The following is a 16,601-nucleotide window of genomic DNA, read 5'->3' as shown; positions in this document are numbered from 1 at the left end:
ATACTCAAACAAGAAATAATAAGGAATATAAGAATAATGAGGGGTATTTTTTATATAATAGCATTGTTTTCTTTACTCAATGCCGATGAACTTACAGAGGCTTTAACAAAAAATAATAATCAAAATTCTTGGGAGCACTTTGATTATAAAAATACCAAAGAAGCTCCAAAAATTCAAGAAGAGAATGTGGATTTTAAAAGTGCTTTTGATAGCTTGCTTTCAAAAACTTTAGAAAATAATAATGGTATAGATAAAACAGATGGGAATTTAGATTTTCAAAACGAAAACGCGCAGGTTAAAAATTTAAGTTCTCTTTATGAGGGAGAGAATAATTCTTTGCTTTTTCAAAAAGAACTTTTTGTGGCTCAAGATAATTATAATTACTCAGGGGGCTTAATCAATCGTTATGAAAAAGATGATTTTTTATTTGGAGTTAATGGTTTTATTGACAAACAAAAGGAACAAAAAGATACTAAAAGCTTTGGTGCAGAGTTTGGTTATAGTAAATTTATAAAGGCTTATAGTAATTATTACATACCCAATGAAGCAGAAAAAAATTTACAGCTTGGAATGAGTTTTGTAATTCCAACTTACACCGCTTTTGCTTTTGATATAAGCAAGGATAATGATAAAACTAATTATCAAGTATCTTACTCTCCTTATAGTGTATTTAGTTTAAATTTATTGCGTCGTGATTATAGCGCAAGAGAGACTGTTGATGATACCGTTGTTCAAGTTGGATTTAGTTTTAATTTCAATGAAAGTTTTTTAAAACAATTTAGGAAAAAAGATAATACTTTAGAGGAGGTTAATCGATATGATTTCCTCCAAAGAACCCATTAGTTCATTCCAGCATTATGGAATTTTTCTGGATTATCCATAGCATAGTTGAATTTTTCCCGATCAATTTGTTTATCCCAGATCGCAACGATTAAGGCTGCTACTGAATTTCCACAAAGATTTCCAACAGCCCTCATTTCAGACATAAATTTATCAACACCTAAAAGAACGCCTATAGCAGCTACTGGTAGAACTTGTGCTAAGGTTGCATTTGCTTCTGAAATTTCCATATTTCCTAGAGCCGCAAGCGTACTTCCAAGCACTATAAAACCTGATCCAGTTACACCCACTGCACCTTTTGAAGCTATCATTAATACTATTAAAATACTGATTTCGTGTGTTAAACTTAAATTTACATTAAAAGCTTGTGCTAGAAAGATTAAGCTCATAGCTAGATAAATATTTGTACAATCAAGATTAAAACTATATCCCGTTGGTAAAACAAGTCCGACTGTTGCTTTAGAAAGTCCCGCTTTTTCTAGTTTTCTCATTAAAGGAGCAAGTGCAGACTCGCTTGAACTGGTTGCAAAAACGATCAATACTTCTCTTGAGATAAATCTCATAAATTTGAAGATATTTACTTTTGCAAAATAACAAATCAGACCTAAGATTCCAAATATAAAAACAAGACATGAAATCAGCATCACTAAAAGTAAATATGCTAAGTTGATCAAAGAGCCAATTCCGTATTGAGCTATGAGTGCAGCCATTGCTGAAAAGGCGGCAATAGGACTAAAATACATAATGATTTGTAGAATTTTAAAAACAAAATTTTGCACCACTTCAAAAACTCTTTGAATTGCCTGTTTATCTTCTATTCTCATTAAAGAAATAATCAAAGCAGTAATTATAGCAATAACTAAAACTTGTATGGTTTTTCCTTCTGTAAAAGGCGTGATAATATCAGTAGGCATAGCATCTTTTAAAATATGCATGATCTCAGAGCTTGCGCTTACTTCTGTGGTTTGAGAAATATATTTTTGAACGCTTTTTGTATCAAGTTGACTTGGATCAAGATTCATTCCATGACCTGGTTGCATAACATTTGCCATAAAAATACCTATAGCAAGTGCTAAAGTACTTACAACTTCAAAGTAAATAACCGCTTTAGCACCAATACTACCTACTTTTTTTAAACTTTCAAGACTAATGATACCCAAAACCAAAGTAACAAAAATAATAGGACCTATAAGAACCTTTAAAGCACCTATAAAATAATCAACTCCTGGTTTGCTAGCAATGGCTAATTCTTTATCTGTATAGCCAAGTATAATACCTGTAATAATGCCTATAATCACCCAAAATCCAAGACTTTTTATAATACGTTTATATAAAGGCGGTTTTCTTTCAGCTAAAGTTTGACTTAAAGTTTCCAAGTTTATTCACTCCTTTTGATCTTTTGTGAAATATAATTTTAACAATGCGTATTGTAAATTTTAACAAAAAAACAAATCTAGAAATACTTTCTTTTATATGATATGACAATTTTTTATATAAATGTTACAAAATTTCTCATTATTTACATTATAAAATTTAAAATATTTTTTGAAAATTTTATAATTTAGTATACTTTTTATTGTTTATTATTAGTAATAATTCTATTTTTGATTTATTTGTTTTATTGGGATGTTTTAATTATGAAAGAAATAGTTTTGTCTGAAAATGCTTTAATTACTTCTAAAACAGATCTTAAGGGGAATATCATTTATGCCAATAATGACTTTTTACAATATGCAGGTTATAAAGTCGATGAGCTTTTGTATAAATCTCATAATATAGTAAGACATGAAGATATGCCACGTACTGTATTTAAATGTCTTTGGGATTATATTCAAAAAGGAGAAGAAATTTTTGCATTTGTAAAAAATAAAGCCAAGGATGGTAGTTTTTACTGGGTGTTTGCAAATGTAAGTGCTTCATTTGATGCCAATGGAGATATCATCAACTACTATTCTGTTCGTCGTGCACCCAATAGAAAATCTCTTCCTATAATTGAAGAAGTTTATAAAATTTTACTTGAAAAAGAGCAAAAATCAGGCATTAATGCTGGAGTTTCAGCTTTAATGGATATTGTAAGTTCTTATAAAATGACTTATAATGAACTTGTTTTTAACTTGCAAGAAGATAACTAAATAAGATATATTTAATCTTTTTTATTGTACAATCTTCGCCTAAAAATTTAAAGTAATATATTATTAAAGTATTACTTTAATTTATGACTTCAAAAATTTTTAATAAAGGGGTAAATTTATGGTGAAAAATGGATTATTATTAACTATTTTTCTAAGTATTATCGGTGTTTTAGGTGCCATTTTTATTCATATTTATGTTGGAGTGATAATTTTTATTTTAATCGCTGTTTTAATGATTTATTTGCTTAGACAACACAAAGATGAGCAAATAATGATAGATAAACTTTTGGTTCTTTGTAGAGAGTTAAAAGAAGGAAATTTTGACAATAGAATGATCTATGTAAAAACAAAAAGCAAAAAATTAGCAGAAATAGCAGATAATCTTAACAATACTATTGATGGACTAGAAGCTTATTTAAGGGAAATTAATACTTCTATTTCTTGTTCCCAAAAAGGCGAATTTTATCGTAAGGCTTTGCCTGAAGGTTTAAAAGGAATTTTTGCTCATAATATTGAATTTATAAATAAAGCTTTAGCAAACATAGAAGTGACAGCAAGATCCACTTTTAAAAATGCTTTATCAAGAACTTTAATGGATTTAAGCCTTGGAAATCAAAATAAAGATATGTCTCAAATTTCTAGCTCATTAAATCAAGATATTAGCATGATGAAAAATGTATATGATACAGTTGATGCCATTACTCATACAGCTACAGAAAATGGCTCAGAGGTGGATTCTTTGCAAAGTGCCATGGGTTCTTTAATGGATGTTGTAAATTCGAGCAAGGAAACAGTGCAAACTTTTGTGGCTAATTCCCAAAATATTACTTCAGTGGTTGAAGTAATACGCGATATAGCTGATCAAACCAATCTTCTAGCTTTAAATGCTGCTATTGAAGCTGCACGTGCAGGAGAACATGGTAGGGGCTTTGCGGTTGTGGCTGATGAAGTTAGAAAGTTAGCAGAAAGAACTCAAAGATCTACAAGTGAAATTTCCATTGCAATTCAGACTATGCAACAGGATTTTGTAAATATCCAAAGTGGCAGCGATCAAGTTTTTAACATTGTTAGTGAATCTGAAGAAAGAATTAATAAATTTTCTCAAGCTTTTAAACGTCTAGAAGAAAATAGTAGTGCTCTTGGTGTTAATTTTGGATCCTTTGCAAAGAGATTGATTTTGTCTGTGGTTAAAATCGATCATATTCTTTATAAATCAAATATATATTTAAATTTAAATGGGGCTCAAAATTTCAATCTTGAAAGTGTAGATCCAATTTCTAATCTTTGCCAAGATGAGAGAGCTCAAGGTGTTATTAATGAACTTAGTTCTGAAACTGAGTTAAATTTAGCTAAAGAATTTATAAAAGATAACGCTAAAAAAGCAATAGAAGAATCAAGTCAAGATTATATCGATCAAAAAGCTTATGATGCGATTGTAAATGATATTAAATCACTAGAGCAAAGAAGTGCTGAAATCTTAGCAAAATTAAAAATATAAATTAAGAGGGTGGGGAAATGTCAAGAGAAATTTTTTTACAAGAAGATAGTTTAATTACTTCTAAAACAGATTTAAAAGGTAAAATAGTTTATGCAAATGATGATTTTTTAAAGTATGCAGGTTATACCATGGGTGAAGTTTTAAATAAACCTCATAACATAGTAAGACATGAAGAGATGCCAAAAACTGTTTTTAAATATTTATGGGATTATATGAGAGAGGGTAAGGAAATTTTTGCTTACGTAAAAAACAAAACTAAAGATAACAATTACTACTGGGTTTTTGCAAATGTAACTCCATCAATAGATATTAATAATAATATCATAGGCTATTATTCCGTTCGTCGTATGCCAAATAAAAGCGCTATTTCTACAATAGAAAGCCTTTATAGCGATCTTTTAAGAGTAGAACAGCAACAAGGTTTAAATAAAGGTGTTGAGATGCTTAAAAATTTCTGCAAAGATGCAGATAAAACTTATAATGAGTTAATTTTCTCTCTCCAAGAAGCTAAATAAATTTTTGTTAGGCTTAAAACGAGTTTGTTTTAAGTCTAAATATTATATAATCTTTCTTTTAAAAATTCACATTTTTCAAGGCAAAATATGTTTGATGTCATTGTTATAGGTGGTGGACATGCGGGTGTTGAAGCAAGTGCTGCTGCTGCTAGAATGGGTAAAAAAACCTTACTTTTAACTACATTGATTGAGCAAATAGGAGCAGCAAGTTGTAATCCAGCTATAGGTGGACTTGCAAAAGGGCATTTGGTAAAAGAACTTGATGCCATGGGTGGTCTTATGGGTGAAATCACCGATGAAGCGGGAATACAATTTCGCATTTTAAATGAAAGTAAGGGTGTAGCCGTTCAAGGAAGTAGGGCGCAAATTGATATGGATAAGTACCGTATCATTGCACGTAATAAACTTTTAAAACTTCCAAATTTAGAAATTTCTCAAGAACAAGCGAATGCTTTAATCGTAGAAAATGATGAAGTTAAAGGCGTAAAAACAAATTTAGAAAATACATATTTTGCCAAAAAAGTGATACTTACAACAGGGACTTTTTTAAATGGACTTATTCATATAGGCGAAAATAAACTTCAAGCAGGAAGGGTAGGGGAGCTTGCTTCAGTAAATTTAGGCAATTATCTACAAACTTTGGGTTTAAAAATGGGGCGTTTAAAAACAGGAACTTGCCCAAGAGTAGATGCAAAAAGTATTGATTTTAGCGCACTTGAAATCCAAGATGGCGATGTAAATCCTAAAGCTTTTAGTTTTCGTTCAAGAAATTTTAATCCTACTCAACTTCCTTGTTATATCGCACGCACTAATACAACTACACATGAGATTATTAAGAATAATTTTTATCGTGCCCCACTTTTTACAGGACAGATTGAAGGCGTGGGGCCAAGGTATTGTCCTTCTATAGAAGATAAGATCAATCGTTTTAGCGACAAAGAAAGTCATCATCTTTTTATAGAGCCTCAAACTATCGATGCAACGGAGTATTATATCAATGGTTTTTCTACTTCTTTGCCCTATGAAGTGCAAACTCAAATGCTACGTTCTGTAAAGGGTTTTGAAAATGCTAAAATAACCCGTTTTGGTTATGCTATAGAATATGACTATATAGAGCCAACTGAACTTAAGCATACTTTAGAACTTAAAAAGATTAAAAATCTTTATTGTGCAGGACAGATTAATGGAACTACAGGTTATGAAGAGGCTGCAGCACAAGGCTTTATGGCAGGAATCAATGCAAGTTTAAGCATAGATATGAAAGAGCCTTTGATTTTAAGGCGTGATGAAGCTTATATAGGAGTTTTAATCGATGATTTGGTAGTAAAAGGTACAAAAGAACCTTATAGAATGTTTACTTCAAGAGCGGAATTTAGACTGCTTTTAAGGGAAGAAAATGCTATACTTAGACTTGGAAAATATGGCTATGATTTAGGGCTTTTAAGCGAGCAAGATTTTACTTATATACAAAATATCGCAAACAATCTTCAAAAAGGACTTGAATTTTTACTTTCTAAAGAATTCACGCCTAATAACCAAAATAATGCTTTTTTAGAGAGTTTAGGAGAAGATAAAATTTCTTCTATAGTCAATCTTCAAAAAATTGTTGCAAGAGCAAGTTTTGATATAGAAAAATTAAAAAAACTTGACCCTATGTTTAAAACCATGGATCATTACTCCTTAAGAGAGATTTTAAATGAGGCAAAGTATTATCATTACATTAGTATGCAAAAAGCTCAAGTAGAAAAAATGAAAAATCTTAGCGAGCTTAAAATTCCTGAAAATTTTGATTTTAAAAGTGTAAGTGGTTTGAGTAATGAAGTTGTAGAAAAGCTTAATCATCATAAACCTCCAACTATTTTTGCTGCAAGTCAAATCAGTGGAATCACTCCTGCGGCGTTGGATATTTTGCAAATTTATATCAAAATGCAAAAGAAAAAAGCTTAAATGCTTGCTTTTTTTATTTTTTTATCTACTTTAATTTTACTTTTTTGGCGTCCATGGAATTTACCTATTTGGGTATTTTCTAGCTTGGGAGCTTTTTTTGTTTTTATTTTTCAATTGGTAGATTTTACAGACGCTTATTTTGTTTTTTCTTTAGTTTGGGATAGTTCTTTAACTTTGGTTGGGTTGATTATTCTTTCTTTTAGCTTGGAAGCTTTGGGATTTTTTGATTTTATTGCGAGTAAAATTTTGCATTTTTCTAGAGAGAAAAATCAAGAAAAAATTTATATTAGCACAAAAAAATTGATGTTATTTTTGTTGATTTTTGTCTTTTTTCTTTCTGCATTTTTTGCTAACGATGGAGCGATTTTAATCATTACACCTATTATTATAGCTTTATTTTCAACTCTTAAAGATTGTAAAAATCATGTTTTTATTTTAAGTTCTTTTTTGCTTAGTCTTTCTTTTTTATGTGATGCAAGTTCAAACGCTTTGGTTATTTCAAATTTAACCAATATTATTACAGCAAATTATTTTAAGATAGAATTTTTAGAATTTGCTAAAAATATGTTTTTGCCAAATTTTTTTGTTTTGCTTTCTACTATAGTTATGGTTTTTATGCTTTATGGGAGAGTTTTGCCTAAAAGGCTTGAATTTAAATTAGTCAAAAAAGAGCAAATTTCATTGAAATTGTTTTTTCTTTGCATAGTATTTTTACTTCTTTTTGTGATCAGTTTTTTTATAGGTGAAATTTTTGATATTAAAATAAGTTTTTTTGCTTTGCTTTGGGCGGGAATTTTTTGGCTTATTGTTTTAAAAATTCAAGGTAAAAAAAGTGTTAAAATTCTTTTTGAAGCACCTTATGGAGTTTTGCTTTTTAGTTTTGGGCTTTATATGGTGGTTTTTGCTTTACATAAAATAGGCGTGAGTGAAATTTTGGTTAAAAGCTATGCTTTTTTGATGCAAGATAAGAGTGGAATTTTTGGCATGGCTTTGATTTCAGCTTTTGGATCTTCTGTGTTTAATAATTTGCCTATGGTTTTAATCGGCGATTTGGCATTAAAAGAATATTTTGAGAATTTTTCTTTTGATTCCTTGATGATTTATGCGCATCTTTTGGGGGTAAACATAGGCCCAAAACTTACGCCAATAGGTTCTTTGGCAACTTTGCTTTGGCTTGGAGTTTTGGCTAGAAAAGGCATTAATATTTCTTTTTGGCAATATTCTAAATTTGGCTTTTTGATAACTTTACCTGTGCTTGTTTTTTCTCTTTTTGCTCTTATTGTCTAAATATCAAAATTTGTTAAACAAAGAAAAAATTTATTTTAATTTCGATAAACTTTTAACTTGGTTAAAAAATAAAATCGAAAGGACAAGTTATGGCTACATCTGAGAGTAGACGAAGCTTTATGGGCTTTGCATTTGGAAGCGTAGCTGCTGTAGGCGGTGTTTTCTCGCTTGTTGCGATGAAAAAAACTTGGGATCCACTTCCAAGTGTCAAAGCTGCAGGTTTTACTACAGTAGATTTATCAGGAATGCAAGATGGAGAGCTTAGAACTATAGAATGGCGTAAAAAGCCTATTTTTATATTAAAAAAAGATGCGAGTATGCCAAAAGATGAAAAACGTGATGTTGTGGTAGATAACGCAGCTTATACTGTGGTTATAGGACTTTGTACGCATTTGGGTTGTATACCTGCTTACCAACCAAGCGAGCAATTGTTTAAATGTGCCTGTCATGGTGGAGAATTTGACACAAGTGGAAAAAATGTCTTTGGACCTCCTCCAAAGCCTCTTGAAATTCCTCCTTTTAAGATCGATGGAACCAAACTTGTTTTAGGCGAAGAGGGTCCTGAATATAAAAAAATGATAGCGGAGGCTTAAGATGGCACAAATTAGAAAAGCTAATGGTCTTGTAGATTGGCTTGATCAAAGACTTGCAGTACATAAACTACTTGATGTTTTAATGGTAAAGTATTGGATACCAAAGCAAATTAACTTTCTTTGGGCAATGGGGGTTATTTTAACCACTCTTTTTGCAGTGCTTTTTGTTACAGGACTTTTACTTGTAATGTATTATAAACCAGATACTGCACTTGCTTTTGATAGTGTGAATAAGACTATTATGCAAGAGGTGGATTATGGATGGCTTTGGCGTCACATGCATGGTGTTGCCGCTTCTGTTGTATTTTTGATTATATACATACATATGTTAACAGGAATTTATTACGGTTCTTATAAGAAAGGTCGTGAGATGATTTGGGTTAGCGGTATGCTTTTGTTTGTTGTATTTTCTGCTGAAGCTTTTAGTGGGTATATGCTTCCTTGGGGACAAATGAGTTATTGGGCAGCTCAAGTAATCACTAATCTTTTTGGAGGGATACCATTTATTGGCCCTGAACTTGTGATTTGGATTCGTGGAGATTATGCGGTTTCTGATCCAACTTTAACAAGATTTTTTATGCTTCATGTGTGCTTGCTTCCTATAGTTATCATTGCTATTATAGCATTTCACTTCTATTCTTTAAGAATTCCTCATGTTAATAATGAAATTTCTGAAGAACTTGACTTTGACTTAGAGGCTGAAAAGTACATGGCAGGTGACACAAAGGGTTCTAAAGTGATTCCTTTTTGGCCAGGATTTTTATCAAAAGATTTTATGTATATAAGCTTTTTTATGATTTTCTTCTTTTATTTAGTCTGTTTTAAATTTGAATTTGCAATGGATCCAATTAATTTTGATCCGGCTAATGCGCTTAAAACACCAGCTCATATTTATCCTGAGTGGTATTTCTTATGGAGTTATGAAGTTTTAAGAGGATTTTTCTTTGATATTGCAGGTATTAAAGCTTTTGATATAGGTTTGGCTGCATTTGGTATTGCTCAAGTGATTTTCTTCTTGCTTCCTTGGCTTGATAGAAGTGATGTTGTAAAACCAGCCCATGAAAGACCTTTATTTTTCATTTGGTTTTGGATATTGCTTATTGATTTAATTGTTTTAACAGTTTATGGAAAATTACCTCCAACAGGTGTAAATGCTTGGGTAGGATTTTATGCTTCTATAGTATTTTTACTTTTACTTATTGTAGTTTTACCGGTTATTACTATTATGGAGAGAAAAGGAGCTAAACAATGAGAGAAATAAAAATATTTTTAGTTGTGGTAGTTTTTACTGCGCTTGTATATTGGGGGGTAGAGCCTTATGCTCATTCAGTGATGAAACCTCATGTTGCTCCTGCAAATTTTGATTTTGCTGTTGAAGATACTACTTTTGCAAAAGGTATAGTTGAAGCTAAAGAATTAGCTCTAAAAGATGCACAAGCTTCAGGAGATGCTAAAAGAATAGAGAGTGCAAACAAAGAACTTGAAAAAGCAAAAGAAGAATTAAGCAAAGTTGAAACACTTTGGGCAGATGTTGCAAAGATCGATTTTGCTAAGGGTGATGCAAAAAAAGGTAAAGAATTTTTTGAAAATAACTGTTTTGCATGTCATGGTGTAAAAGAAGATGGAATAGCAGCTAATATCACCGATTCTTCTATGGGAGTAATACCACCTGATCTTAGTGCAGCTGGTGCTATTTTTGATGAAAAATTTTTAGCAGCTTTGATTATGCATCCTGCGCTTGCTTTAAAAGTAGATCATAAATTTGGTGATGCTTTTATTATGACAGCTTACAATAAAGATACTTCAGGAGAAAGTGAAGAAGCTACAAATGCAAATATAGCCAATGTAATTGCTTATCTTAAAGATGTGAGTGTTAAATTTGAAACCAATGAAGATGCTACTATTAAGAAAGATGTTGAGGCAAAATATGCTAAAATGGAAAATAGTGCTCAAAAAGCGGCTTTAATGGAAAAAGATATAAAATTTGCTAAAGATAAAGCAACTTTTATTGAGGCTTGCGGACGTTGTCATGATATGAAATACGATAGCTTTTTTACTCCATCAAATCAAAATGATTTAAAAACTTATTTAGGTTCTGTTCCGCCTGATCTTTCTATGATGATAAGATCTCGTGGTGAGCAATATTTACATGATTTTATTAATAACACTCAAAAACTTCTTCCAGGAACCGCTATGCCAAGAGTAGGTTTAACAGAAGCTGCACAGGCTAAGGTTGTATCTTATATTGATCAAGTGGGTGATAGCAAAAAAGAAGAAAGAAAAACTACAGGAATTTATGTAATGATATTCTTTGTAATTTTAAGTATTTTTGCTATAGGTTGGAAGCGTTCTGTTTGGTCTAAATTACATTAATATTACATTTTTTGCCATTATTTAATGATAATGGCAAAAATCTTATTTTTTCTTCATTTTTATTAATTTTTAATATTTAAAGAGAGATACTTCAAAATATAATTATTTTAGAATTTAGGAGTATTTTATGTTAGAAAAAACTTTAATCAAATCTATTTTAAAAAAATGGGATTATGGGGATTTTAGAGTTGTTTTTTGGGATAAAGAAGAATTTTTTATCGGAAACAAACCTGCTAAATTTTCTTTAATTTTTAAAGAAAAAATTCCTTTTTTGGAGTTATTTGGTGATACAAGTTTGGTTTTTGCAAGACATTATATGCAGGCAAAACTTGACATAGAGGGCGATTATGATGAAATGGCTAGGGTATTATATTATTTTTCTAATCAGCAATTTTTTAAAACCAAAAAAGATGTATTGAGTAAAATAACTCAAAAGCAAGAAAGTAAAAATATCAAAAGTCATTATGATATAGGTAATGATTTTTATAAGCTTTGGCTTGATGATACTATGAGCTATTCTTGCGCTTATTTTAAAGAGCCTAATAATACTCTTTATGAAGCTCAAATTAACAAAATAGAACATACCCTTAAAAAACTTGATTTAAAAGAAGGAGAAAAGCTTTTAGATATAGGTTGTGGCTGGGGTTGGCTTTCTATTATGGCGGCTCAAAAGTATGGAGTTAAGGTTGTTGGAATTACTATTTCAGAGGAGCAGTGTAAAAAAGCTAAGGAAAGAGTAAAAGAACTTGGTCTTGAAGATAAAATAGAAATAAGACTTCAAAATTATCAAGATTTAGAATTTGAAAATTATTTTGATAAAGTTGTTTCTGTGGGTATGTTTGAACATGTAGGTAAAGAGAATTTAGGACTTTATTTCATGAAAGTAAAACAAGTGTTAAAACCTGGAGGTTCTATGCTTTTACATTCTATTTTAGCCATGTTTGAAGGAAAAACAAATGCTTGGATAGATAAATATATTTTTCCAGGAGGATATTTACCTTCTTTAAGAGAGGTTGTAAGTGCTATGAGCGAGTGGGATTTTCATCTTCTTTTAGCAGAAAGTTTAAGAATGCACTATGCAAAAACTTTAGATTTATGGGATGAAAATTTTAACAAAGTATTAGACAAGGTAAGGGAAAAATATGATGAAGAATTTATAAGAATGTGGGATTTGTACCTTCGTTCTTGTGCCTCTGCTTTTCGTGTTGGAAGCGTGGATTTGTTTCAATTTTTAATCACAAAAGAAATCAATAATAATCTAAGTCTTACCAAGGACTATATATATAAGTAAAAACTAAACTTAAATTTGATAAAATCTTAGCTTCATTTCACACACATCAATCCTTTTTAGCTTGTGTAAATTAAGGGATGTGGAGGAATAAAGCTAAATTTATAAGGAGAAACTCATGGTTAGTATGAGAGATTTATTAGAATGCGGTGTGCATTTTGGACACCAAACAAGACGCTGGAATCCAAAGATGAAAAAATTCATTTTTGGCGAGAGAAAAGGTATTTATGTAATTGATTTACAAAAAACTTTAAGATATTTTAGATATACCTATAATATCGTTCGTGACGCTGCTGCTGAAGGAAAAACTATACTTTTTGTTGGGACAAAAAAACAAGCAGGTGGAGCGATTAAAGAATACGCTGAAAAATGCGGTATGCCTTATGTAAATCATAGATGGCTTGGCGGTATGATGACAAATTTTGGTACCATTCGCCAATCAATTAGAAAATTAGAAGTAATTGAAAAAATGGAAGAAGATGGAAGTATTAAACTTTTAACTAAAAAAGAAGCTTTAATGCTTACAAGAAAAAAAGAAAAATTATTAGCTTATTTAGGTGGAATTCGTTATATGAAAACTCAACCTGATATGATTTTTGTTATTGACACAGTAAAAGAAAAAATTGCTGTTCAAGAAGCAAATAGATTAAGAATTCCTGTTGTAGCTCCACTAGATACAAACTGCGATCCTGACTTGGTAACTTATCCTATTCCAGGAAATGATGATGCAATCCGTTCAGTGCAACTTTTCTGCCAAGAAATGGCTGAAGCGATTAATGAAGGAAAAGCTTTAAGAGAACAAGATGGCGAAGCTTTAGCAAATGAAGAAAAAGAAATCACCGATGAAGAGAAAAAAGAAGTTTTAGATGAAGCGATGAGCGAAGAAGACTTCGGTGAGGAGCAAGAATAATGGCTGAAATTACTGCTGCAATGGTAAAAGAACTCCGCGAAAGTACAGGCGCGGGGATGATGGATTGTAAAAATGCTTTGAGTGAAACTAATGGAGATTTTGATAAAGCAGTACAACTTTTAAGAGAAAAAGGTTTAGGTAAGGCTGCTAAAAAAGCAGATAGACTTGCTGCAGAAGGTTTAGTAAGTGTAAAAGTAAGTGATGATTTTACAAGTGCAACTGTAAGTGAGATTAATTCCGAAACAGATTTTGTGGCAAAAAATGATCAGTTTATCGCTTTAACAAAAGATACCACAGCCCATATTCAAAGTAATAGCTTACAAAGTGTGGAAGAACTTCATTCAAGCATAATCAATGGCGTAAAATTTGAAGAATATTTAAAAAGTCAAATTGCAACTATAGGAGAAAACTTAGTTGTAAGAAGATTTGCAACTTTAAAAGCAGGTGCTAACGGCGTTGTAAATGGTTATATCCATACAAATGGCCGTGTTGGTGTTGTGATTGCTGCAGCTTGCGATAGCGCTGAAGTGGCTTCAAAATCAAGAGATTTGTTAAGACAAATTTGTATGCATATTGCAGCAATGAGACCAAGTTATTTAAGTTATGAAGATTTGGATATGACTTTTGTTGAAAATGAATACAAAGCCTTGGTTGCTGAACTTGAAAAAGAAAATGAAGAAAGACGCAGACTTAAAGATCCAAATAAACCTGAACATAAAATTCCTCAATTTGCAAGTCGCAAACAATTAAGCGATGCAATTTTAAAAGAAGCTGAAGAAAAAATCAAAGAAGAGCTTAAAGCTCAAGGTAAACCTGAAAAAATTTGGGACAATATTATCCCAGGTAAAATGAATAGCTTTATAGCAGATAATTCTCAACTTGATAGCAAACTTACTTTAATGGGTCAGTTTTATGTAATGGATGATAAAAAAACCGTAGAACAAGTAATTGCCGAAAAAGAAAAAGAATTTGGCGGAAAAATTAAAATTGTCGAATTTATTTGCTTTGAAGTTGGCGAAGGTTTAGAAAAGAAAACTGAAGATTTTGCGGCTGAAGTTGCTGCACAACTTTAAAAACGGTTAATAATGGAACTCTTAAGAGCGGAAAATTTAAGCCATAGTTTTGATTATCCGCTTTTTGAGGGTTTAAATCTTGCTTTAAATACTAAAGATTGCATTGCTATTCAAGGGAGTAGCGGTTGTGGCAAATCTACTCTTTTGCATATACTTTCTTCCTTATTAATTCCAAAAAAAGGTGAAGTTTTTTTTAAAGGTTCTAGTCTTTATCAGATAGATGAAAACGAAAGATTAAAAATTCGCCGTTATGATTTTGGTATTATTTTTCAGACACATTATCTTTTTAAAGGTTTTTCAGCTTTAGAAAATATCGAACTTGCTAGTGTTTTATCGGGTCAAAATTTAGATGAGAAAATTTTAAAAAGATTAGGTATTGATACGCTTTTACATCAAAAAATAGGAAAGCTTAGCGGCGGACAACAACAGCGTGTGAGTATCGCGCGCGTGCTTTGTAAAAAACCAAAGATTATTTTTGCTGATGAAGCAACTGGAAATTTGGATTTTGATAATGCTAAAAATGTTATCGAACTTTTAATTTCCTATGTTAAAGAAAATGATGCAGCTTTATTTTTTGTAACTCACGATAGCAAGCTTGCAAGTTTTTGTGATAAAACTTATACTATAAACGCCAATGGAATTTGTTAATTATTTAGGCGATAAAAATGTTGTAACTTTTATGTTGCTTCTTGCTAGAATGAGTGGTCTTATAGTTTTTTTTCCTTTTTTTTCACATAATTCTATTCCTATGGTGATAAAAAGTACTATAGTTTTATTTTTGACTATGTATTTATATCCTTTGGCTAGATTAGAATCTTTGCATTTAGATAGTTTTTTTGTTTTACAGCTTATTAGTGAAGTGATTTTTGGAATGATAGCAGGATTAATGCTTCAAATTATTTTTGCTATTATTATGATGGCAGGTGAGCAGATTGCTTTTACTATGGGATTTACTATGGCAAGTATATTAGATCCAAGTTCTGGAACGAGTATGCCTATTACGGCACAAATTTTAAATTTGCTTGCTTTGATGTTTTTTCTTGCTTTTGATGGTCATCATTTAATGCTTTTGTTTTTAAGTCATTCTTTGGGTTATATTAGTTTAGGTGGATTTTATCCGCATGAGAATTTAATGCATTATCTAAATATGGGTATGTTTAATATTTTCATCATAGGTTTTACTATGAGCTTTCCCATACTTGGAATTTCACTTTTAGCCGATGTTATTTTTGGACTTTTGATGAAAACAATGCCACAATTTAATCTTTTAGTTATTGGCTATCCTATAAAGATAGCTTTAGGCTTTGTAGTTTTGATTGCTATTTTACTAGTTATGATGCAATATTTTAAAAATTTAATTTTAGAACTTTTTACTCATATGCAAACTCTTTTTTTCTCCTAAGGAAAGGATAAATGAAATTATCGTAAAATAGTGATTATTTTTTAAGGATTAAAGTGATGAAAATTTTACTTTTAAATGAAAACCCTGTAGTTTCAAGACTTGTAAGCCTTAGTGCTAAAAAAATGTCTTATAATTTTGAAGAACTTAATGCTTATAGTGAAAATTTGGGTAATTATGATGTGATTGTTGTAGATAGCGATACTCCAGCACCTTTAAAAATTCTTAAAGAAAAATGTGATAGATTGATTTTTTTAGCTCCGCGAAACCAAAATGTAGAAGATATAGATGCGCAAATTTTACAAAAACCTTTTTTACCTACAGATTTTTTAAATTTACTTAATAATAAAGATACAAACAAACATACATCTATTGATTTGCCAATGTTAAGCAATGATGAAAATCCTTACGCTGATATAAGCTTGGATTTAGATAATTTAAATTTAGATGATTTGCCTGATGAAAATTCTTTAGATATAAATTCAGATGGAATGGAAGATTTGAGTTTTGATGATGATGCGCAAGATGATAATGCAAACGAAACTTTAGAAACTCAAAATTTAGAAGATGAAAATTTAGAACAAGAAACAACTAAAGAACAGAATCAAGAAGACATTCAAACTGATTTAGATTTAACTTTGGAAGATGGCGGAAGCGAAAAAGAAGACTTAAGCCAAGAACATACAGCTTTGGATACTGAGCCTAGTTTAGATGAACTAGATGATAAAAATGATGAAGATTTAGAA

At 30.9% G+C, this 16,601-nt stretch carries 15 protein-coding genes and 1 pseudogene; 15 read left to right on the top strand and 1 reads right to left on the bottom strand.

The genetic code is table 11. The annotated features are described in order from the left end of the window. The first annotated feature begins 36 nt into the window (after nucleotides 1–36). Nucleotides 37–843, top strand: a complete 807-nt coding sequence (locus AJN64_RS02600) for an inverse autotransporter beta domain-containing protein (protein WP_002880571.1) — start codon at nucleotides 37–39, stop codon at nucleotides 841–843. Here the strand turns inward: AJN64_RS02600 and AJN64_RS02595 are convergent. Beyond that, nucleotides 840–2,216 carry a cation:dicarboxylate symporter family transporter gene (locus AJN64_RS02595; RefSeq protein ID WP_070292628.1) on the bottom strand — a complete coding sequence of 459 codons (1,377 nt, stop codon included), beginning with the start codon at nucleotides 2,214–2,216 and terminating at the stop codon, nucleotides 840–842. The two genes, AJN64_RS02600 and AJN64_RS02595, sit on opposite strands and share 4 nt — an antisense overlap. A gap of 261 nt (nucleotides 2,217–2,477) precedes the next feature. Between AJN64_RS02595 and cetC the strand changes: the two genes are divergently transcribed. The 14 genes and pseudogenes from cetC to AJN64_RS02525 form a co-directional block, all read left to right on the top strand. Beyond that, nucleotides 2,478–2,972: an energy taxis response protein CetC gene (gene cetC / locus AJN64_RS02590; RefSeq protein ID WP_002861899.1), complete on the top strand. Its 495-nt coding sequence runs from the start codon at nucleotides 2,478–2,480 to the stop codon at nucleotides 2,970–2,972. 118 nt (nucleotides 2,973–3,090) lie between these two features. After that, on the top strand, nucleotides 3,091–4,470 hold the full coding sequence (gene cetA / locus AJN64_RS02585) for a bipartate energy taxis response protein CetA (protein WP_002861898.1): 1,380 nt from the start codon (nucleotides 3,091–3,093) through the stop codon (nucleotides 4,468–4,470). Between the two features lie 17 nt (nucleotides 4,471–4,487). Further along, on the top strand, nucleotides 4,488–4,985 hold the full coding sequence (gene cetB, locus AJN64_RS02580) for a bipartate energy taxis response protein CetB (protein WP_002861897.1): 498 nt from the start codon (nucleotides 4,488–4,490) through the stop codon (nucleotides 4,983–4,985). An 87-nt stretch (nucleotides 4,986–5,072) separates the two neighbouring features. Next, nucleotides 5,073–6,932, top strand: a complete 1,860-nt coding sequence (mnmG, locus tag AJN64_RS02575) for a tRNA uridine-5-carboxymethylaminomethyl(34) synthesis enzyme MnmG (RefSeq protein WP_052949273.1) — start codon at nucleotides 5,073–5,075, stop codon at nucleotides 6,930–6,932. Continuing rightward, the gene (locus tag AJN64_RS02570; protein ID WP_070240415.1) at nucleotides 6,933–8,219 is read left to right on the top strand and encodes an arsenic transporter; all 1,287 of its coding nucleotides are present in this window, start codon (nucleotides 6,933–6,935) and stop codon (nucleotides 8,217–8,219) included. It abuts the gene before it with no gap. Between the two features lie 89 nt (nucleotides 8,220–8,308). Then, entirely contained in the window at nucleotides 8,309–8,812 is a 504-nt protein-coding gene (petA, locus tag AJN64_RS02565) for a ubiquinol-cytochrome c reductase iron-sulfur subunit (RefSeq protein WP_002852880.1), read from the top strand. 1 nt (nucleotide 8,813) lies between these two features. After that, nucleotides 8,814–10,064 (top strand): cytochrome b, encoded by a 1,251-nt coding sequence (locus AJN64_RS02560; RefSeq protein WP_002852758.1) that lies wholly within the window; start codon nucleotides 8,814–8,816, stop codon nucleotides 10,062–10,064. Next, nucleotides 10,061–11,185, top strand: a complete 1,125-nt coding sequence (locus AJN64_RS02555; RefSeq protein ID WP_053872767.1) for a cytochrome c1 — start codon at nucleotides 10,061–10,063, stop codon at nucleotides 11,183–11,185. The genes AJN64_RS02560 and AJN64_RS02555 overlap by 4 nt, the downstream gene beginning before the upstream one ends. Nucleotides 11,186–11,312: 127 nt before the next feature. Further along, on the top strand, nucleotides 11,313–12,476 hold the full coding sequence (locus AJN64_RS02550; RefSeq protein WP_002861892.1) for an SAM-dependent methyltransferase: 1,164 nt from the start codon (nucleotides 11,313–11,315) through the stop codon (nucleotides 12,474–12,476). Between the two features lie 115 nt (nucleotides 12,477–12,591). After that, nucleotides 12,592–13,383: a 30S ribosomal protein S2 gene (gene rpsB / locus AJN64_RS02545; protein WP_002853455.1), complete on the top strand. Its 792-nt coding sequence runs from the start codon at nucleotides 12,592–12,594 to the stop codon at nucleotides 13,381–13,383. After that, the gene (gene tsf / locus AJN64_RS02540) at nucleotides 13,383–14,456 is read left to right on the top strand and encodes a translation elongation factor Ts (RefSeq protein WP_002866193.1); all 1,074 of its coding nucleotides are present in this window, start codon (nucleotides 13,383–13,385) and stop codon (nucleotides 14,454–14,456) included. Before rpsB ends, tsf begins: the two co-directional genes overlap by 1 nt. A gap of 12 nt (nucleotides 14,457–14,468) precedes the next feature. Then, the gene (locus tag AJN64_RS02535; protein WP_002870701.1) at nucleotides 14,469–15,104 is read left to right on the top strand and encodes an ABC transporter ATP-binding protein; all 636 of its coding nucleotides are present in this window, start codon (nucleotides 14,469–14,471) and stop codon (nucleotides 15,102–15,104) included. After that, entirely contained in the window at nucleotides 15,091–15,858 is a 768-nt protein-coding gene (gene fliR, locus AJN64_RS02530) for a flagellar biosynthetic protein FliR (protein WP_002859266.1), read from the top strand. Before AJN64_RS02535 ends, fliR begins: the two co-directional genes overlap by 14 nt. 56 nt (nucleotides 15,859–15,914) lie before the next feature. Then, nucleotides 15,915–16,601, top strand: a pseudogene (locus AJN64_RS02525) (highly acidic protein); the annotation flags it as partial.

It is taken from the genome of Campylobacter sp. BCW_4332, assembly GCF_001763175.1.
GTDB classification, from domain to species: domain Bacteria; phylum Campylobacterota; class Campylobacteria; order Campylobacterales; family Campylobacteraceae; genus Campylobacter_D; species Campylobacter_D jejuni.
This window is presented reverse-complemented; position numbering and strand designations above follow the sequence as displayed.

Bases quoted from the DNA above. Each gene is read 5' to 3' on its own strand.
- AJN64_RS02600 (WP_002880571.1), top strand. From the start codon at position 37: ATGAGGGGTATTTTTTATATAATAGCATTGTTTTCTTTACTCAATGCC.
- cetC (WP_002861899.1), top strand. From the start codon at position 2,478: ATGAAAGAAATAGTTTTGTCTGAAAATGCTTTAATTACTTCTAAAACA.
- cetA (WP_002861898.1), top strand. From the start codon at position 3,091: ATGGTGAAAAATGGATTATTATTAACTATTTTTCTAAGTATTATCGGT.
- cetB (WP_002861897.1), top strand. From the start codon at position 4,488: ATGTCAAGAGAAATTTTTTTACAAGAAGATAGTTTAATTACTTCTAAA.
- mnmG (WP_052949273.1), top strand. From the start codon at position 5,073: ATGTTTGATGTCATTGTTATAGGTGGTGGACATGCGGGTGTTGAAGCA.
- AJN64_RS02570 (WP_070240415.1), top strand. From the start codon at position 6,933: ATGCTTGCTTTTTTTATTTTTTTATCTACTTTAATTTTACTTTTTTGG.
- petA (WP_002852880.1), top strand. From the start codon at position 8,309: ATGGCTACATCTGAGAGTAGACGAAGCTTTATGGGCTTTGCATTTGGA.
- AJN64_RS02560 (WP_002852758.1), top strand. From the start codon at position 8,814: ATGGCACAAATTAGAAAAGCTAATGGTCTTGTAGATTGGCTTGATCAA.
- AJN64_RS02555 (WP_053872767.1), top strand. From the start codon at position 10,061: ATGAGAGAAATAAAAATATTTTTAGTTGTGGTAGTTTTTACTGCGCTT.
- AJN64_RS02550 (WP_002861892.1), top strand. From the start codon at position 11,313: ATGTTAGAAAAAACTTTAATCAAATCTATTTTAAAAAAATGGGATTAT.
- rpsB (WP_002853455.1), top strand. From the start codon at position 12,592: ATGGTTAGTATGAGAGATTTATTAGAATGCGGTGTGCATTTTGGACAC.
- tsf (WP_002866193.1), top strand. From the start codon at position 13,383: ATGGCTGAAATTACTGCTGCAATGGTAAAAGAACTCCGCGAAAGTACA.
- AJN64_RS02535 (WP_002870701.1), top strand. From the start codon at position 14,469: ATGGAACTCTTAAGAGCGGAAAATTTAAGCCATAGTTTTGATTATCCG.
- fliR (WP_002859266.1), top strand. From the start codon at position 15,091: ATGGAATTTGTTAATTATTTAGGCGATAAAAATGTTGTAACTTTTATG.